14 protein-coding genes are annotated in these 16752 nt (G+C 43.7%); 3 read left to right on the top strand and 11 right to left on the bottom strand.

Annotation, left to right across the window (positions count from 1 at the left end; genetic code table 11):
• Window positions 1–102 precede the first annotated feature (102 nt).
• From cbiB to LJE11_RS13180, 8 genes are all read right to left on the bottom strand, one after another.
• Window positions 103–1080 carry an adenosylcobinamide-phosphate synthase CbiB gene (cbiB, locus tag LJE11_RS13215; RefSeq protein ID WP_062807572.1) on the bottom strand — a complete coding sequence of 326 codons (978 nt, stop codon included), beginning with the start codon at window positions 1078–1080 and terminating at the stop codon, window positions 103–105.
• Window positions 1081–1180: 100 nt separating this feature from the next.
• Window positions 1181–2575, bottom strand: coding sequence for a cobyrinate a,c-diamide synthase (locus LJE11_RS13210; protein WP_161233281.1), 1395 nt, complete (start codon window positions 2573–2575; stop codon window positions 1181–1183).
• Between the two features lie 174 nt (window positions 2576–2749).
• Window positions 2750–4801 carry a precorrin-6A reductase gene (gene cobK, locus LJE11_RS13205; protein ID WP_173720149.1) on the bottom strand — a complete coding sequence of 684 codons (2052 nt, stop codon included), beginning with the start codon at window positions 4799–4801 and terminating at the stop codon, window positions 2750–2752.
• Window positions 4794–5525 (bottom strand): precorrin-3B C(17)-methyltransferase, encoded by a 732-nt coding sequence (cobJ, locus tag LJE11_RS13200; RefSeq protein WP_161275974.1) that lies wholly within the window; start codon window positions 5523–5525, stop codon window positions 4794–4796. The genes cobK and cobJ overlap by 8 nt, the downstream gene beginning before the upstream one ends.
• Window positions 5518–6639 (bottom strand): cobalt-precorrin 5A hydrolase, encoded by a 1122-nt coding sequence (locus LJE11_RS13195; protein ID WP_161275973.1) that lies wholly within the window; start codon window positions 6637–6639, stop codon window positions 5518–5520. Before LJE11_RS13195 ends, cobJ begins: the two co-directional genes overlap by 8 nt.
• 73 nt (window positions 6640–6712) lie before the next feature.
• Window positions 6713–7489, bottom strand: a complete 777-nt coding sequence (cobM, locus tag LJE11_RS13190) for a precorrin-4 C(11)-methyltransferase (RefSeq protein WP_161275972.1) — start codon at window positions 7487–7489, stop codon at window positions 6713–6715.
• A gap of 255 nt (window positions 7490–7744) precedes the next feature.
• Window positions 7745–8905 carry a cobalt-precorrin-5B (C(1))-methyltransferase CbiD gene (cbiD, locus tag LJE11_RS13185; RefSeq protein WP_227226142.1) on the bottom strand — a complete coding sequence of 387 codons (1161 nt, stop codon included), beginning with the start codon at window positions 8903–8905 and terminating at the stop codon, window positions 7745–7747.
• Window positions 8906–9226: 321 nt separating this feature from the next.
• Window positions 9227–10570 (bottom strand): MATE family efflux transporter, encoded by a 1344-nt coding sequence (locus LJE11_RS13180; RefSeq protein WP_025576959.1) that lies wholly within the window; start codon window positions 10568–10570, stop codon window positions 9227–9229.
• Between the two features lie 359 nt (window positions 10571–10929).
• Between LJE11_RS13180 and LJE11_RS13175 the strand changes: the two genes are divergently transcribed.
• Complete coding sequence (locus LJE11_RS13175) at window positions 10930–11829, top strand: RluA family pseudouridine synthase (RefSeq protein ID WP_055152929.1); 900 nt, start codon at window positions 10930–10932, stop codon at window positions 11827–11829.
• A gap of 93 nt (window positions 11830–11922) precedes the next feature.
• On the opposite strand, the gene LJE11_RS13170 is transcribed toward LJE11_RS13175, so the two are convergent.
• Together LJE11_RS13170 and coaBC are read right to left on the bottom strand one after the other, a co-directional pair.
• Entirely contained in the window at window positions 11923–12687 is a 765-nt protein-coding gene (locus LJE11_RS13170) for a type III pantothenate kinase (RefSeq protein WP_025576961.1), read from the bottom strand.
• A gap of 37 nt (window positions 12688–12724) precedes the next feature.
• A complete protein-coding gene (coaBC, locus tag LJE11_RS13165; RefSeq protein WP_195382855.1) occupies window positions 12725–13936 on the bottom strand; it encodes a bifunctional phosphopantothenoylcysteine decarboxylase/phosphopantothenate--cysteine ligase CoaBC in 1212 nt (403 codons plus the stop codon).
• 467 nt (window positions 13937–14403) lie between these two features.
• Here coaBC and LJE11_RS13160 point away from each other — a divergent pair, with 467 nt between their 5' ends.
• Window positions 14404–14967, top strand: coding sequence for a class I SAM-dependent methyltransferase (locus LJE11_RS13160; RefSeq protein ID WP_025576963.1), 564 nt, complete (start codon window positions 14404–14406; stop codon window positions 14965–14967).
• A 129-nt stretch (window positions 14968–15096) separates the two neighbouring features.
• Here LJE11_RS13160 and LJE11_RS13155 read toward each other — a convergent pair whose 3' ends face one another.
• A complete protein-coding gene (locus tag LJE11_RS13155; protein WP_227296083.1) occupies window positions 15097–15912 on the bottom strand; it encodes a peptidylprolyl isomerase in 816 nt (271 codons plus the stop codon).
• 246 nt (window positions 15913–16158) lie between these two features.
• Here LJE11_RS13155 and LJE11_RS13150 point away from each other — a divergent pair, with 246 nt between their 5' ends.
• Entirely contained in the window at window positions 16159–16638 is a 480-nt protein-coding gene (locus LJE11_RS13150) for an S-ribosylhomocysteine lyase (RefSeq protein WP_008704822.1), read from the top strand.
• The last annotated feature ends 114 nt before the right edge of the window (window positions 16639–16752 follow it).

The raw sequence follows: 16752 nt of genomic DNA, 5'->3' as shown, positions 1-16752 counted from the left end.
CAGGATTCTTACCGCTTTTTAGTCAGGATTGCGAACTTGTTTCGCAATTACCTATATACATGTTTTATATTAATAACTATTCAGCAATCCACGTTACCGGAATTATAAAAAGAAACAATATCGCACCGCGCTTCCGATCAGAAGAAATATCACAGCCCCCAGGATCGCTGTTGCATAAAGCAGACGATTGGAACGTCTGATATCCTCCACCTCCACAGGGCGGATTCCATCTCCTATGGTTGGTTTCTCATAAAGCTTTCCGAAATAGTAAGCATTGCCTGCAAGCTGTACCTCCAGCGCACCTGCCATTGCTGCCTCTGTCTGTGCAGAGTTGGGGCTGGCGTGATTTCTTCTGTCTCTGCGGTAGATCTTCGCTGCATTTTTCACATCCATTTTTACAAATGCAGAGGCTGCCACCATCAGCCATCCTGAAAGTCTGGCTGGAATATAATTGGCCACATCATCCAGCTTTGCAGCGCAGCGACCAAAATACAGATATTTATCATTCTTATAACCCAGCATGGAATCCATGGTATTGATTCCTTTGTAAAGAAACATCAGCCACACTCCGCCGATTGCCATATAAAGCATCGGTGCTATGACACCGTCAGAAGCATTCTCTGCCACAGTCTCTACTGCCGCCTTTGTAACCCCCTCCTCTGTCAGCGACTGGGTATCACGACCTACGATCATAGATACTGCATAACGGGCTTCATCCAAAGTTCCGTTTTTCAGTCTGTCATAGACTTTCATGCTCTCTGTTTTCAGAGATTTCGTTGCCAGAAGCTGATAACACCAGAAGGTTTCCAGTGCGAATCCCGCCCATACTGAGATTCCATAGAGAATATGCAGCATCAGAAATGGGATTCCACCGCTTAACAGACAGACAAGGATCACTTCCACTGTACCTGCAGCCAGTTCGCCCTTATCTGTTTTCGGAAAAATCTTTCGGAGTATTTTTTCCAGAAATGCGATCAGATTTCCGATCAGACATACCGGATGATACAGCCATCTGGGATCTCCTATCATAAGATCAAGTATGAAGCCTGCTGCAAGGGCAGGCATACTGTAATATAACATAATTATAAAACTCCTTGATGCCTTCCGGATGTTTCAATATTTCTGAAACGCCCGGAATTCGGTAATTTACTACTATTTTACCACCTCTAAATCCGGCTCATTATTCTTTTGAATTATGATATTCCAGACATTTCATGAGAAAAGCCCTGGGAATCTGGGGATTTCCATAATAATAGATATGAGGATATCCTGCCAGCAGGTTACTGCTGCTGTGCATACAGTCCCATCCTCTTTTGCTCATAGGCTTCGCTGCATGGAAATCACTTCCACAGTTCTCTGAATCAAAATAGTGGAATTCATGAGCCGGAATCTCACCGATCTCCTCTGCACTTCTGCCGAAAACAGGCTTCCCGGCAGTTAATGTGATATATCCAAATCTGGTCAGTCTGGGAGTGCGGAAACATTTTCCGGGGATCACTCCGCAGGTTTTCCGGAACACTCCGCCCATATCCTCCATCTGCTCATGAAGATACATAAAGCCTCCGCATTCTGCCATACATGGCATGCCCTGTTTAACTGCCTGTGCAATCTCTTCTTTCATGGATGCATTGCGTTCCAGTGCCTCTCCATTTAATTCCGGATAACCGCCATAAAGAAGAATCCCCTCCAGATCTGCAGGAAGATGTTCATCATGAACTGGCGAGAAATCAACCAGCTCTGCCCCCATTTCCTGAAGGAGACGAAAATTGTCTTCATAAAAGAAACAAAAGGCTTCATCCTTTGCCACTCCGATACGCAGCTTCTGTGGCAGACAATATCCATATGTCTCGTCTTTCTGTACCAACGATTCCGGCACCTGCAGCTCCTCTGCATGCCTGGCAAGTGCAAGGATCCTGTCAATCTCCAGTGTGTCTTCCAATATTCCGGCAAGCTTCTGCAAACGTTCCTTCAGATCAGAAATCTCCTCAGGAAGCACAAGACCCAGATGACGGCTCTCGATCACACAGTCCTCTACCTTTGGCACATATCCAAGAACCTCCACCTCAAGCTGTTCTTCCACCAGCTTCTTCATTCTGGGATAAAGCATGGGAGACATCTGGTTAAAGATCACGCCTTTGATATGGCTTTTCTCTTTGTACTCCATAAAACCTTTGATATAAGCTGCCAGGGAAATACTCATTCCTCTGCTGTTTACCACAAGGATGACCGGAGTATCTGTGGTATCTGCCAGGTCATAGGCGCTTGCTTTCGTGGATATTCCACCCACGCCGTCATAATAGCCCATAACACCTTCCATCACTGCAATATCGCAGTCTGCTGCATTTTTTCCAAGCAGGTATCGGGTAGTCTCGGCATCTGTAAAAAAGGTATCCAGATTTCTGGATTTCGTCCCGATGACTCTGGAATGAAACATGGGATCTATATAATCCGGTCCGCATTTAAAAGATGCCACTTTCATTTTTCGATTGACCAGTGCCTGCAAAAGTCCGCAGGTAATCAGAGTTTTGCCACTGCCGCTGGCTCCTGCTGCAAGAAGTATTCTTGGAATATTCATCCCTGTTCTCCTCTGTTTCTGGTTACTGTTCACTCCGTTTCCAGTGTAGTGCGTGAACAGTAACCTGTTTCTGTCCTATATTTTTTCAACAATTTCAGGGCATTCCAATCTATTAACTGTTAATCTGTATTTCCTTAACTGTTAATTTGTAATCCCTGATATCTGTATCATTTGTTATTTCCCGGGATTCTGAAGTGTAATAATATAAATGGGATTCTCGCCCATCATCATATGATAACGTCCGATTGCCTTTGAACGTGCCGCACCTAGCTGCACGATTTCATTTTCTTCAAATCCAAACTCTTTCGCTGTTTCCAATGCTTCAGACACAGTTTCAAGAGTGATACAGTTGATCACGATCCGAACCTGAGGGTTTTTTTCAAGTAACAACTTCACGATCTCTTTCAGATTTCCTGACGAGCCTCCGATAAAAGCATGGGTTGGTGCCGGAAGATCTTTCAGAGCCTCCGGTGCAAGTCCTTCCACGATCTCCAGATTATCCGCTGCAAATTTCAACTTATTCCGGTGGATCAGTTCAACTGCATCTTCCTTTTTCTCAATTGCCCATACCTGCCCCTGATGAGCACGAAGTGCCATCTCTATTGACAGTGAGCCTGTTCCTGCGCCCACATCATAGCACACAGAATCAGCGGTCAGACGCAGTTTGGAAAGGGATACCGTACGCACCTCTTCCTTTGTCATGGGCGCTTTGCCTCTGATAAATTCTTCATCTCTGATTCCATGTGTCTCCAGACGTGTTCCTGCATTTTCATTTACTGCACAGATGACGGACAAAGAATCACCCTTATATTCTGTCAGTTCGCTGGCAGGCTTTGCAAAAATCTTCTCATTTTCATAGGACAGATTTTCTCCCACATAAAGAAGCACATCACCCATCCCGTATTTTACCAGTTTCTCTGCCAGAACTGCTACACCGTCTGAAGTTCCGAGTATGGAAAAAACTTTCTCTGTATAACAGATATGTGAGATAAGATTACAGCCTCTTCCATGTGCACTGACGATTTTGGCATCATCCCAGGACAATCCTATTTGGGACATAAAATATACAACTGAGGAAATCCCGCATTGTATCTCTATCTCTCTATTGTTTTGTGCTGAACTATCCCGTTCTTCCTCACTCTTCTCTGATCCGTTCTTTCTCTGTACTCTCAGATCCGCACTGTCCTGACACAGTACTTCCAGAAGTTTTCTGGCCCCGCTGTAGAATCCCACATCTCCGGAAAGGACGATCACAATATTGTCATACTCCGGGTGTGCATCAATATAATCCCTGATCTCCTGGCTTCTGTATTCCACGAACACATCCTGTCCCGGACGTTTCACAGAATCCACCATCCTCCTGGCACCGATCAGAAGATCCGCCTGATCCAGGCTGTTTTTACCCTGGACAGTGAGAAGTTTTTGACTTCCCATTCCAATTCCCAGCAATGTAATATGCGGTCTGTGGGCTAAGCTGAAATGTTCTGTAAGAAATCTCTTACATTCTCTCACAGACATGCCTTCCTCCTTCAGAGGACGCCCGATGATCACAGGAACTGCATCACATTCCAGGGCAGCATCGATCTTATCCTGAAATCCCCCTGCTTTTCCTGTATCCTTTGTGACCAGATATCTGCAGTCATACTGTCTGAGCATTGCAGCATTCAGCTCTCTGGAAAAAGGCCCCTGCATTCCTATCAGATGTTTTCCCTCAAATCCCAGCTCTGCACAGGCTTTCATCACATTGGGCAGAGAAAGGACTCTTGCATAAAGACGGTTCTGATAATCCTTCATGCCTGTGAAGCCGGCCAGTTCCTTGCTTCCTGTTGTCAGCAATACATTTCCCTGGGTCTGATTCAGATAATCTGCAGCAGCCTTAACACTGTCCACATATACTGCCCTGTTCTCATGTTCCCCGGCCTCTCTCAGCACCCTGTAATATGCTGTCTGCGTATTTTCACAGGCTGTCCTGATATTTACAGTCACCTCAGCAGCATAAGGATGGGTGGCATCCAGCACCATTTCCGGTTTCTCCTGTAAAAAGACCTCTTCCATGTCCGCTGCATCCAGTCTTCCAGTCTGAACAGTGAGAAATTCATTTTCTGTAAGAGATTTGCTGCCATATTCTGTGGCAACAAATCCCTTTGTCTCTATCTTATGATCTGCCAGAAACCGGCAGATTTCGTATCCTTCTGTTGTTCCCGCAAAAACAAGAACTTTATACATTCCTATATCCCCTCGGTGTTACCATCTTATTGTTGATTTCCTTTGTCTGAGAATTACCGATAAATACTGTGGTAAACATATCCACCTGTGTATCTCTCAGTTCCTTTAATGTCATTACATGAGCTTCCTGGCCTTCTCTTGCAATATTGGAAACTGTTCCGCAGATGGTATCCGGTGATTTGTATTTCATCATCAGATCACAGGCTTTCTGCAGGTAATCATGACGTTTTTTACTTGACGGATTGTAAAGGCATACAACAAAATCTGCCTGGGCTGCTGCCAGAAGTCTTGCCTCTATCTTTTCCCATGGTGTGAGAAGGTCACTTAAGCTGATTAGACAGAAGTCATGGATCAGAGGTGCACCCAGAACAGCAGCTCCGCCTGTTGCAGCTGTCACACCCGGGATGATCTCCAGTTCTGTTTCCGGATAATTGACACCAACCTCATACATCAGACCTGCCATACCGTAAACTCCGGCATCACCACTGCAGATCATGGAAACAGTCTTGCCTTTTTTTGCCTCTTCAAAGGCAAGGACACAGCGGTCCACTTCCTTTTTCATTGGTGTAGTCATAAATTCTTTTCCCGGAAAATATTCCTTCACCAGGTCTACATATACGGTATATCCGATGATCGCATCACTTTCATTCATGGCGCGGATCGCTTTTCCTGTCATCTGGTCATAAGCTCCCGGTCCGATTCCGATTACATATATTTTACTCAAAATGTATCCTCCATTCCCTGGCAGCCACTGCTGTGGTCACACCATTTTCTCCTGTTTTTCTCTGCCGCAGCCTGCCATTTCCACTGGCAAGGACTGCACTTCTCTCACAGACATTATCCACACCTGTGATCTTTTTTACAAAAGGTGAGGGAGTAAATTCTCCAGGCACCTGTTTTAATTCTTCTTCTGTATAAGTCACAAAAGGAATCTGCCAGTCCTGTGACAATGACAGGATTCCCTTTTCTTCTTTCTTCAGATCGATGCTTGCGATCTGCTCAAATGCTTCTTTATGAAATCCGGATCTGTCCAGCACCTTCTGCGCTGCCTCTGCGATTCCACGGGCATCCTTGTCTTTCCTGCAGCCCATACCCAGAGTCAGACATTTCGGAACTACCTGTGTGGTAGAAATAAAAGGATTACAGGAAGTATGTACAGTAACTGCAACTCCGCAGTCTATATTCGTACAGTCTGTCCCTGTTCCATTAAAATCAGAGCTTTTCTGTGTTTCCTCTTCTGATCTGTCATCCATACTGCTGACAGGATTCCCATATTCATCACACCGGGCCAGCCCCTCCGGCAGTTCACCGTCCGTCGGAAACTCACTGTAAAATCCAACTTTCTTTCCTGCCAGAAGTGCAGCAGAGACTTCCTTTGCTGCTTTCATGTTAAAGATATTGCAATTATTTTTCTTTGCAAAAACATCTACTGCAAAACGGTGATGCAGGTCTGTGGCTGTTGTGACCACTGGTATTGCTTCCAGAATTTCTGCTGTTTTTAGCGCCAGTTCATTGGCACCGCCCAAATGTCCTGACAGAAGGGAAATGACAAACTTTCCACACTCATCTACGACCAGCACCGCAGGGTCTGACTTCTTTGACGCTACATAAGGCGCAATGCTGCGGACGGCAATTCCGGTGGCACCGATAAAGATCAGTGCATCTGAATCAGAAAATTTCTCTCCTGCCCATGCAGAGGTACTGACCTGAATAGAATCCAGAAGATATTTACTTTTTTTATCCAGTTCTGCTGTCATACCGGCAGCTTCCAGCCCCCGGTATAATCTCTCCCCGGTCTGCTGACCGGTAAGGCTGAAGCATATAAGTGCAACCTTCACTGTTATATTCCTTCTCTTTCTCCTGTTTACAGTAATCTCATAAACGATAGCAATTCCTTAAGGTTACCAGATTCTATGAGTGATGTGTTTTTGATTTCACAGCTTCACGAAATTCTGTAGTAAACTCCGGATCATACAGCTTGGAACGGTCATAATGTGCTGCTGCAACTGTATCTCCGATGATCATCAGAGCAGTTTTTGTAATATTATTTTCTGCAGCCGTTTTTGCCAGTGTTCCCACTGTGCAGACGAAGGTCTTCTGTTCCGGCCAGGTTGCCTTATATACAATGGCTGCTGGTGTATCTGCTGTATAACCGCCTTCAATAAGACGTCTGCTCAGCTCTTCCAGCATTCCTGTACTTAAGAATACAACCATGGTTGCCTGATGAGCAGCAAATGACTGAATGCTTTCCTTGGACGGAACCGGAGTTCTGCCTTCCATTCGTGTAATGATCACACTCTGGGAAATATCCGGCAGAGTATATTCCAGATTCAGGGCACTTGCAGCACCGCAGAATGCACTGACACCCGGACAGTAATCATAAGCGATATTTTTCTCATCCAGAATATCCATCTGTTCACGGATCGCACCGTAAATACATGGATCTCCGGTATGAAGGCGGACAGTTGTCTTTCCCTCTGCTTCCGCCTTCTCGATCACATGGATCACTTCCTCCAGTGTCATTTTTGCACTGTTGTAGATGGTGCAGATGTCCTTTGTATATTCCAGAAGCTTTGGATTTACCAGAGATCCTGCATAGATCACCACATCTGCTTCCTCCAGATACTGTTTTCCTCTTACTGTGATAAGATCCGATGCTCCCGGACCTGCTCCTACGAAATGTACCATAATCTATCATTCTCCTTATTATAAATTTATTTCAACTGTTCAATACTTTCACAGTTGTGAGTCAAAATCCATTCAAGCGGATATTCGCAATCCGCTTCGCTACTTGCTCATAACCGAATAACTGCTCCGCAGTTTATCAGAAGGAGCTTGCACTCCTCCTGATACAAGCAAGTCCCCACCCACTGCTTATTGCTTTTCGCAATTGAAGCAGGGGACTTACTTGATTCGGTTAAAATCGCCTTTGCGATAGGATCTTTACTGTGCCTCATCATTCTGTGCATTAATCAGCTTTATCAGCTTCTCTGCATCTGCAGTCTGTCCCAGATACCCATAAGTATTATTAAAGATCACTGCCCCCAGAAGGATCTGCTCATAGGATCTGTGATTTAAATAAAACTGGATCCTGTCCAGGATCTCTTTCATGGTCTTCTGAAGTATCTGATATTTTTCCAGAATGTCTATTGCTTCATCTGTAGTAGATGCATTCAGGATTTCCTTTGCACACTCCAACGATGCTCCTGCCCGGATCGCATTGGATGCCAGCACTTCCATCCTGGCATCTGCACTGTGGGAATGGGTATTCATGATCCCTGCTGCAACTTTTACAAACTTTCCGATATGAGCAATGAAAAGGATTCCCTTAACTCCCATATCAATTGCCATGTCAATGGTCTCACCTACATAATTGCTGCATTTGATATTTTTTTCATAAGGGAGATCCATATGCTCCCGCAGATAATCTGCCCCGTAATTTCCCGGTGTTACCAGAAGATATTCTTCTCCCTGGGAAAAATGCTGCTTCATCTCTACATTGATACTCTGTACAAGAGCAGCTTCGCTCATAGGTTCTACAATCCCGGAAGTTCCCAGAATGGAGATTCCTCCCACAATTCCCAGACGTGGATTAAAGGTTTTCTTTGCAATTTCCACACCTTCAGGAACGGAGATGATGATCTTCAGTCCGCCCTCATAATCATATTTCTCAGCAATTTCTGTAGCTTCACGCAAAATCATGGCCTTTGGCACAGGATTGATGGCTGCTTCCCCGATTTTCTGGGAAAGCCCGGCTTTTGTTACCCTTCCCACACCAACGCCTCCGTCGAGGATGATTCCCGGTTCTTTTGTTTTCTGCACCGTAGCATAAACCAGTATTCCGTTTGTAGTATCCGGATCATCTCCTGCATCCTTCTGAATTGCACAGGTCACCTGATTTCCTTCAATCCGGATGTCTTTCAGTTCCAGTGTAAGCATGATTCCCTTAGGAGTCATCAAGGTGACATCCTTCTGCATGACACCACCCAGCAGGATCTTTGCAGCACCCTTACATGCAGCTGCTGCGCAGGAGCCTGTTGTATAGCCAAACCTCATTTTTTTATTGCCACGTATCACGTAGTAATCTTCCAGTCCGTTTTTCATGACGCCTCCTTTGCTGCATTGTTGTCACATCCTGTCTGCAGATTACTATAATGTCATTTATATAACATCTACATAAAAAGGAGGGATTTCTGTGTGCAACAAAATCCCTCCTGAAAGTTCTTTTCCCGAAATATCCTCTGGTTGCCGCAGATCATATTTCCTCTCTACAATGAAAAGCAGACAGTATCTGGCTGTTACAGTAACGGACTTGCGCAGGAATTTCACCTGACTTCCTGTAATGCTTTTCCAGAATTATTTCCGAGAATCATTATATAATTTTGAGCAGTAAAAGTCAACGCATTTCATGGCTATACCACCTTGTTATACTACCTTATGCTTCAGCCATTTCCTACTGTGGAAGCGAAGAGAAAATACGATTCCCCGCACTGTCCAGTCAGTAAACATTCCAATCCATACAGCCATTGGGCCGAAGCCTCTGAAACGGATCAGATATACACAAAGGCAAAAACGGAATGTCCACATAGTGATACAGGATGTGATCATGGAAAATTTTACATCTCCGGCTGCTCTAAGGCCATAAGCAGGGATAAATGCCAGAGTCCATACAATAGGTTTGACAACCGTTATCCAGGATATCATATGGAAACACATTCTTGCACTTTCCGGTTCCATACCACCCAGCTTTGTGACCGGAATGGTTAAGGCAAACACCAAAAGACAGCTTGCAACAACAATGATTTCTGCAAGAACACTTAATTTCTTAATATAGTAAACTGCCTCATCCTTTCTGCCCGCTCCCAGACACTGTCCTACTACAGTCATCAGACCGATTCCTACACCGATAGCTGCAATACCGTTAAGGTTCTCAAGGATATTCGTCATTGCCTGAGCTGCAATGGCTACCGTCCCCAGTGTAGATACGGAAGACTGTATTGCCAGCTTTCCAAGCTGAAACATGCTGTTCTCTATGCCGGACGGGATTCCCAGAGCCAGAACTCTTCTGATCATTTTTCCATCCGGACGGATCTGTCTGTAATTTCTGACTACAATAGGCTGTCTGTCCATACGAAGCTGCCAGAGTACCACTACAGCACAGAAGACTCTGGATGCAAGAGTTGCGATGGCAGCTCCTGCCACTCCCATATTGAATCCCCAGATCAGCGCCGCATTTCCGCCGATATTAATCACATTTGAAATAACCGATACTGTCATTGGCCCTCTGGTATTTCCCTGGGATCGGAATATGGATGCTCCCGCATCATAAAGTGCTATAAACGGAAAAGACAACGCCGTATAGAAGAAATACACCTGAGAGGCAGTCATAACATCTGATTCTACTTTTCCGAATATCAGTTTTAACAGCGGCACACGAAACAGCAGGCACAGAGCAGTCACTGCTACGGATATGGCAGTAATGATAAATAATACCTGTCTTGCTGATTTATTTGCCATTTCATGATTTTTCTGACCTATGTACTGTGAACAGAGGATTGCACCGCCTGCTGCCAGCGCTGAGAACGCCTGGATCACCAATACATTGATGGAATCCACCAGAGATACCGCGGATATTGCAGCAGAGCCTACATTGCTGACCATCATGGTATCCACAGTTCCCATCAGGGAATTCAGTACCTGTTCAAAAATAACCGGTATCAACAGGGTTCGGAGCATTTTGTTTGTAAAAATATGTTGCTGTTCTTTCATCTTTTTCCACCTGAATCTATTTTCTTTTTTTGATTATACGCTTAATTTTCTGTGATGCAATAGAATAAAATGTATTTTTTAACGTTTTCAGGGTTACTGTTCACCCGCCACTATTCCGCGAGGTGTTTTGGCATGAATATGCCAAAATCCCGAGACATACAAGCCAAAATTCCATTGCCGCAGGCAATCTGGAATGAGTTTTGGCTACATTACTGTGAACAGTAATTTTTCAGGAAATCTGATAATTGTTCTTGTTATGTTCTTCAAAATCTGATACAGTAAATCTGTTAAAAATAAGGCAGGGCATATCAGCCCGCAATTCTTAAATCTTATACAAATCAAGAAAGCAGACAGATCATATGCAAAGAATCCTTAAATATATTATCTCCGAAAATACAACTCCGGTCACGATTCTGGACTTTCTAAAAAAAGAGGGGTTTTCCCGCCACATATTAAGCTCAATGAAGAACACTCCCAACACCATCATTCTCAATAGTGAACGTGGTTTCGGACGATCAGTGCTTAAACCGCAGGATCATCTGATCATCACTGTTCCTGAAACCGAATCAGGAGAAAACATTATCCGTACAAAGATGGATTTGAATATCATTTATGAAGATGAGGATATCCTTGTGATAAACAAGCCTGCAGATATGCCTGTGCACCCTTCTGCGGGAAATTATGAAAATACTCTGGCAAATGGAATCGCCTGGTATTTTGCAGAAAAAGGAGAGGATTTTGTTTACCGCTGTATCAACCGGCTGGACCGGGATACCACCGGTGCTCTGATCCTTGCCAAAAATCCCCTCAGCGCAGCGATTCTGTCAGTTCAGATGAAAAAACGTCAGATTCTCAGGACTTATCTCGCACTTGTAGACGGGCTTCTTCCTGACTCCGGAACGATCAACGCTCCTATCGCACGAATGGAAGGCTCCGTGATCACCAGAGAAGTAAATTTCGGAACCGGGGAGTCTGCAATAACTCATTATGAACGGCTGGCGGCAGGAAAAGAATATTCTCTGGCCGAACTTCATCTGGAAACAGGGCGCACACACCAGATACGTGTGCATATGAAATATATCGGGCATCCTCTGCCCGGAGATTATTTATATAATCCTGATTACCGTCGGATAAACCGTCAGCCCCTTCATTCTTATCAGTTGGAGTTTACTCATCCTATAACCGGAAAGGTCATGCTTTTTACTGCTCCGCTTCCTATTGATTTTATTTCTGCCTTTTATAGCAATTCTCTAAAATAATGCATTTATAGCAATCCCATAAATTACTGCAAACAAAACAGTTCATCAGTTTTATGTCTGATGAACTGTTTTGATATGAATGCATATACATTCTTACTTATTTTTCTCATAAATGATCAGAAGACCTCTCAGAAGAAGTTCCTCGTCCAGAATGATTTCTCTCTTACAATGAGGAACGATTTTCTTTGCCAGACCACCGGTTGCCACTACAGTTGCCTTCTCCCCCAGTTCCTCTTCGATCCTGTCAATAATTCCATCCAGAGCTGCTGCATTGCTGTAAAGAACCCCGCTCTTCATACATTCGATCGTGTTTTTCCCGATCACATGTCTTGGCGCATCAATACTGATTCCGCTGAGCTGGGAAGCCCTCGCAGTAAGTGCATCCAGGGAAACCCCTACACCCGGAAGAATCATTCCGCCTACATACTGCTTCTTACTGTTGACAACAGACGCTGTGGTTGCAGTTCCCATATCGATAAGGATCAACGGCACCGGATAACCGGCAATTCCTGCCACTGCATCAGCAACCTGATCTGCGCCAAGCTGTCCCGGATTATCCATCATAATGTTCAGTCCTGTCTTTACACCGGGTCCGAGAACAATTGCATTTTTCTTAAGAATTTTCTCTGCGGCAAGTTTCACAATATTTGTGATCTGCGGCACTACAGAAGAAATAATACAGCCCTCAATCTCTGTTTTTTTTATATGATAGATATCAAGAACATTCTTTAAATCCACTGCATATTCCAGTTCCGTCTTTGTACGGTTGGTAGAAAGGCGTTCTATAAAATATGTTTTCAGGTCATCAATACATCCAACTACAATGTTGGTGTTTCCAACGTCAATTGCTAAAATCATAATTATTTATCTCCAATTTCTTAATCGTCCTGTTCCTTTAACAGACAAAATCCTGCATCATCATCGAAAGGATTTTATCCAGGATCCTAAAAGCAGCGTCTTCTTTGCTCATAAGCGGAAGAGAGATTTCTTCATCCTGTGTGATCAGTGTCAGCACATTGGTATCTCCCTGAAATCCGGCACCCTCCACTTTCACATTGTTGGCAGCCACCATATCCAGATTTTTCTTTGCCAGCTTGGCTCTGGAATTGTCGATCACATTCTGTGTCTCCATGGAAAATCCGCAGAGAAACTGTCCGGCCCGTTTGTGTTCTCCCAGAAACTTCAGGATATCATCTGTTCTTTCCAGTTCTATGGACATCTGTCCGTCACTTTTCTTAACTTTTTCTTCACTGATCCTGGAAGGGCGGTAATCTGCCACAGCAGCAGCTTTAATAATGATGTCCTGTTCGTTGCTGACAGAAGTTACGGCTTCATACATATCCCTTGCAGTCACAACAGGCACCAGATTTACAAACATGGGAGGCTCAATTGAAGTACGTCCGCTGACCAGCGTGACATCTGCACCGCGGAGCATGGCAGCTTTCGCAATAGCATAGCCCATTTTTCCTGAAGAATGATTGGTAAGATAACGAACAGGATCGACAGATTCCTGTGTAGGGCCTGCAGTTACAAGGATTTTCTTTCCTTTCAGATCTTTCTCACAGGCAGCTTCGCGCTCAATATAGGCAAGTAATGTCTCAGGTTCCGGCATTTTTCCCGCTCCTGTGTCACCACATGCCAGATATCCGCACGCCGGAGCGATCACTTCATATCCGTAATGCTCCAGAATCTTTAAATTATCCTGTACTACAGGATTCTCAAACATATTGGTATTCATGGCCGGGGAAATGAATTTTTTACATTTGCATGCCATGATCGTGGTAGTAAGCATGTCATCTGCGATCCCATGTGCCAGTTTACCGATCACATTAGCACTTGCCGGTGCGATCATCACTACATCTGCTTTCTTTGCAATCGATACATGCTCTACCTGAAACTGAAAATTCCGGTCAAAGGTATCCACCAGACATTTATTTCCTGTGAGAGTTTCAAAAGTGATCGGATTGATAAAATTCGTGGCATTCTCTGTCATCAGCACATGAACATCTGCATGGCGTTTCTTCAGCGCGCTTGCCAGATATGCAATCTTATACGCCGCAATGCTGCCTGTCACTCCCAGTAATACTGTTTTTCCTTCCAGTGTCATTTTCCTTTACCTCTTTCTCCGAACCATATTATATTATATTATTTCTGGCTGTTTCTACGTCTTTATACTTACATGTCAAAATCTATCATAATTCATCTTTGATAACAGGATTCTGACTTTTACAATTCTATTTATTATAGACTAATTATTATCAAAAATGCAATAAGTGATTTGTTTTATTTGCGAAACAATCTGGAATGAATTTTGGCTTGTATGTCTCGGGATTTTGGCATATTCATGCCAAAACACCTCGCGGGATAGTGGTGTGTGAACAGTAACGGTGAACCTCAGCAAGATTACACTTAACCGTTGTTTATAAAGATTTCCTGCATTATAATAATAATCAGTCAGATATCCATAATTTGCACTGGACTCTACCTGACTTAACTGACAGACCGGATTACTATAACATACTGATATCAACATATAAATCCGGTGTATGACTTTGTGGAGGAATATAGGAATATATGAAGAACTATCAGATCACACAATGGTGCGCAGCTTTTATCAGACAGCAGGTACAGGAAGGAGACTTCTGTATTGATGCTACAATGGGAAACGGAAATGATACGCTTCTGCTTTCGCAGCTATGCGGAGAATCAGGAAAGGTTCTTGCCTTTGATATTCAGGAGCAGGCACTGACTGCAACCCAAAAGAGACTGAACGCCGGACATGTTCCGGAAAATTACAGACTGCTTCTGGAATCTCACGCAAATATGGCAGAATATGCCACACCAGACAGTGTAAGCTGCATTGTATTTAATTTTGGTTATCTTCCCGGTGGAGATCATTCACTTGCAACCAGAGGTGAAACCAGCATTCAGGCGCTGACTCAGGCTTTAACACTTCTGAAAAAAGGCGGGATGATTTCTCTTTGTATCTACAGTGGTGGCGATTCCGGATTTGAAGAGAGGGATCAGATCCTTGACTGGCTGAAAAATCTTGATTCCCATCAATACCTGGTAATCAAAAGCGATTACTACAACCGCCCCAACAATCCGCCAATCCCGGTACTGGTAATCAAAAATTAATCCGTAATTGTTCCCTTCTTAAACCAAACAGCAGGAAAGATTTTTTCATATCTTCCCTGCTGTTTTTTGCTGTGCCTTTTTTCAATTTTTGTTCTGTTTTTCGGACACTTGCTTTATTTTCTGTTTTACTTAATCTGTAATGGTAATCTTCTCAATAACCGGCTGCTGATCTGACGGGATTGTTCCATTGTCGTCTGTCGGTTTTGCATCCTCGCAGATCTTATCAACAATATCCATGCCTTCTGTCACATGGCCAAATCCTGCATAATCTCCGTCCAGAAATGTACTGTCTGCCTGAACAATAAAGAACTGCGAGCTTGCGCTGTCCGGATCACTGGCTCTTGCCATGGAAATAGTTCCTCTTGTGTGGGAAATATCATTGTCCACTCCATTGTTACTGAACTCACCCTTAATATTCTCTTTTGATCCACCTGTTCCGTCTCCGTTGGGATCACCACCCTGAATCATGAATCCTTCCATAATACGGTGGAATGTCAGTCCGTCATAGAAACCTTCCTGTGCGAGTTTCACGAAATTTGTCACTGTGATCGGCGCTGTATCTGCATCCAGTTCCACATCAATCGTACCGTAATCCTTTACTTCGATCTCTGCGTGATGAGTTCCTGTCAGTTCTTTGGAAGTATCCAGAAGCACACTGGTTGTACTGTCTGAAGAATCTGTACTTTCAGAATCTGTATCAGCAGAATCACTCTTTTCATCAGAACCATCAGAAAATCCGGCTTTTTCTGCCTCTTCTTCACTTGCTACATTATCACTGTCAGAAGAAGCAGCTTTTGTCTCCGTCTCTTCCTGAGAAGAAGTCTCCTCTTTCGCTGTTTCCTCTGTTTTTGTACTCTCTTCTGTTTTATCACTGTTGCCACATCCTGCCAGTAAACCTGCTGACATAGCTGTAACACAAAGTGCTGCCAGTAATTTTCTTTTCATTTTCCTTTACCTCCGAAATCATTTACAACAATCTGATTATAACCTATCTCAGAAAAAAAACAACTCTTTTCACAAAATGTTCAGATTGTTACAGATTCCTGTGTTTACTTCCTTCGGATTGCCTGTTAAAATATATATGGCTGTTCAGCATGTTCAGTTCTGTATCTTCCCTTTTTGCGGTGAAACCGGAACAACAGACTGATGAACAGTCAGAATATATCTGCAAAAGAAAGCGAGGAATCCAAAATGGAAAAAATAACAAGTTTTACCATTGACCATATCAAATTACAGCCTGGAATTTATGTTTCACGTAAGGATCCGGTTGGCGGCAGTATGATCACTACCTTCGATATCCGTATGACTTCTCCTAACGAAGAACCTGTGATGAATACCGCTGAGCTTCACACGATCGAGCATCTGGCAGCAACATTCCTGAGAAATCATAAAGAGTTCGGCTCTAAAATGATCTACTGGGGACCGATGGGATGCCGTACAGGCAATTATCTTCTTTTAAATGGAGATTATGAGTCCAAGGATATCGTTCCGCTTATGATCGAGACTTTTGAATTTATACGTGATTTTGAAGGTGAAGTTCCGGGAGCATCTGCAAAAGACTGCGGAAATTATCTGGATATGAATCTGCCTATGGCAAAATATCTGGCAGGAAAATTTCTGGATGAAGTTCTTTATGATATCAAGCCGGACAGACTTATTTATCCACAGTAACATTCTACAGTATTATAGCAATCCTCATAAACAACACACCGAAAAAGATTTCTATCGTATTTTTCAGACAAAAAAAGCAGAAGCTGACAGGTCATTATCCCCTGCAGCTTCTGC

Source organism: Blautia sp. DFI.1.216, assembly GCF_020594215.1.
In the GTDB taxonomy this organism is placed as follows: Bacteria; Bacillota; Clostridia; order Lachnospirales; family Lachnospiraceae; genus Blautia_A; species Blautia_A wexlerae.
Note: the sequence above shows the minus strand (reverse complement) of the source record. Positions and strands in the feature narration are given on the sequence as shown.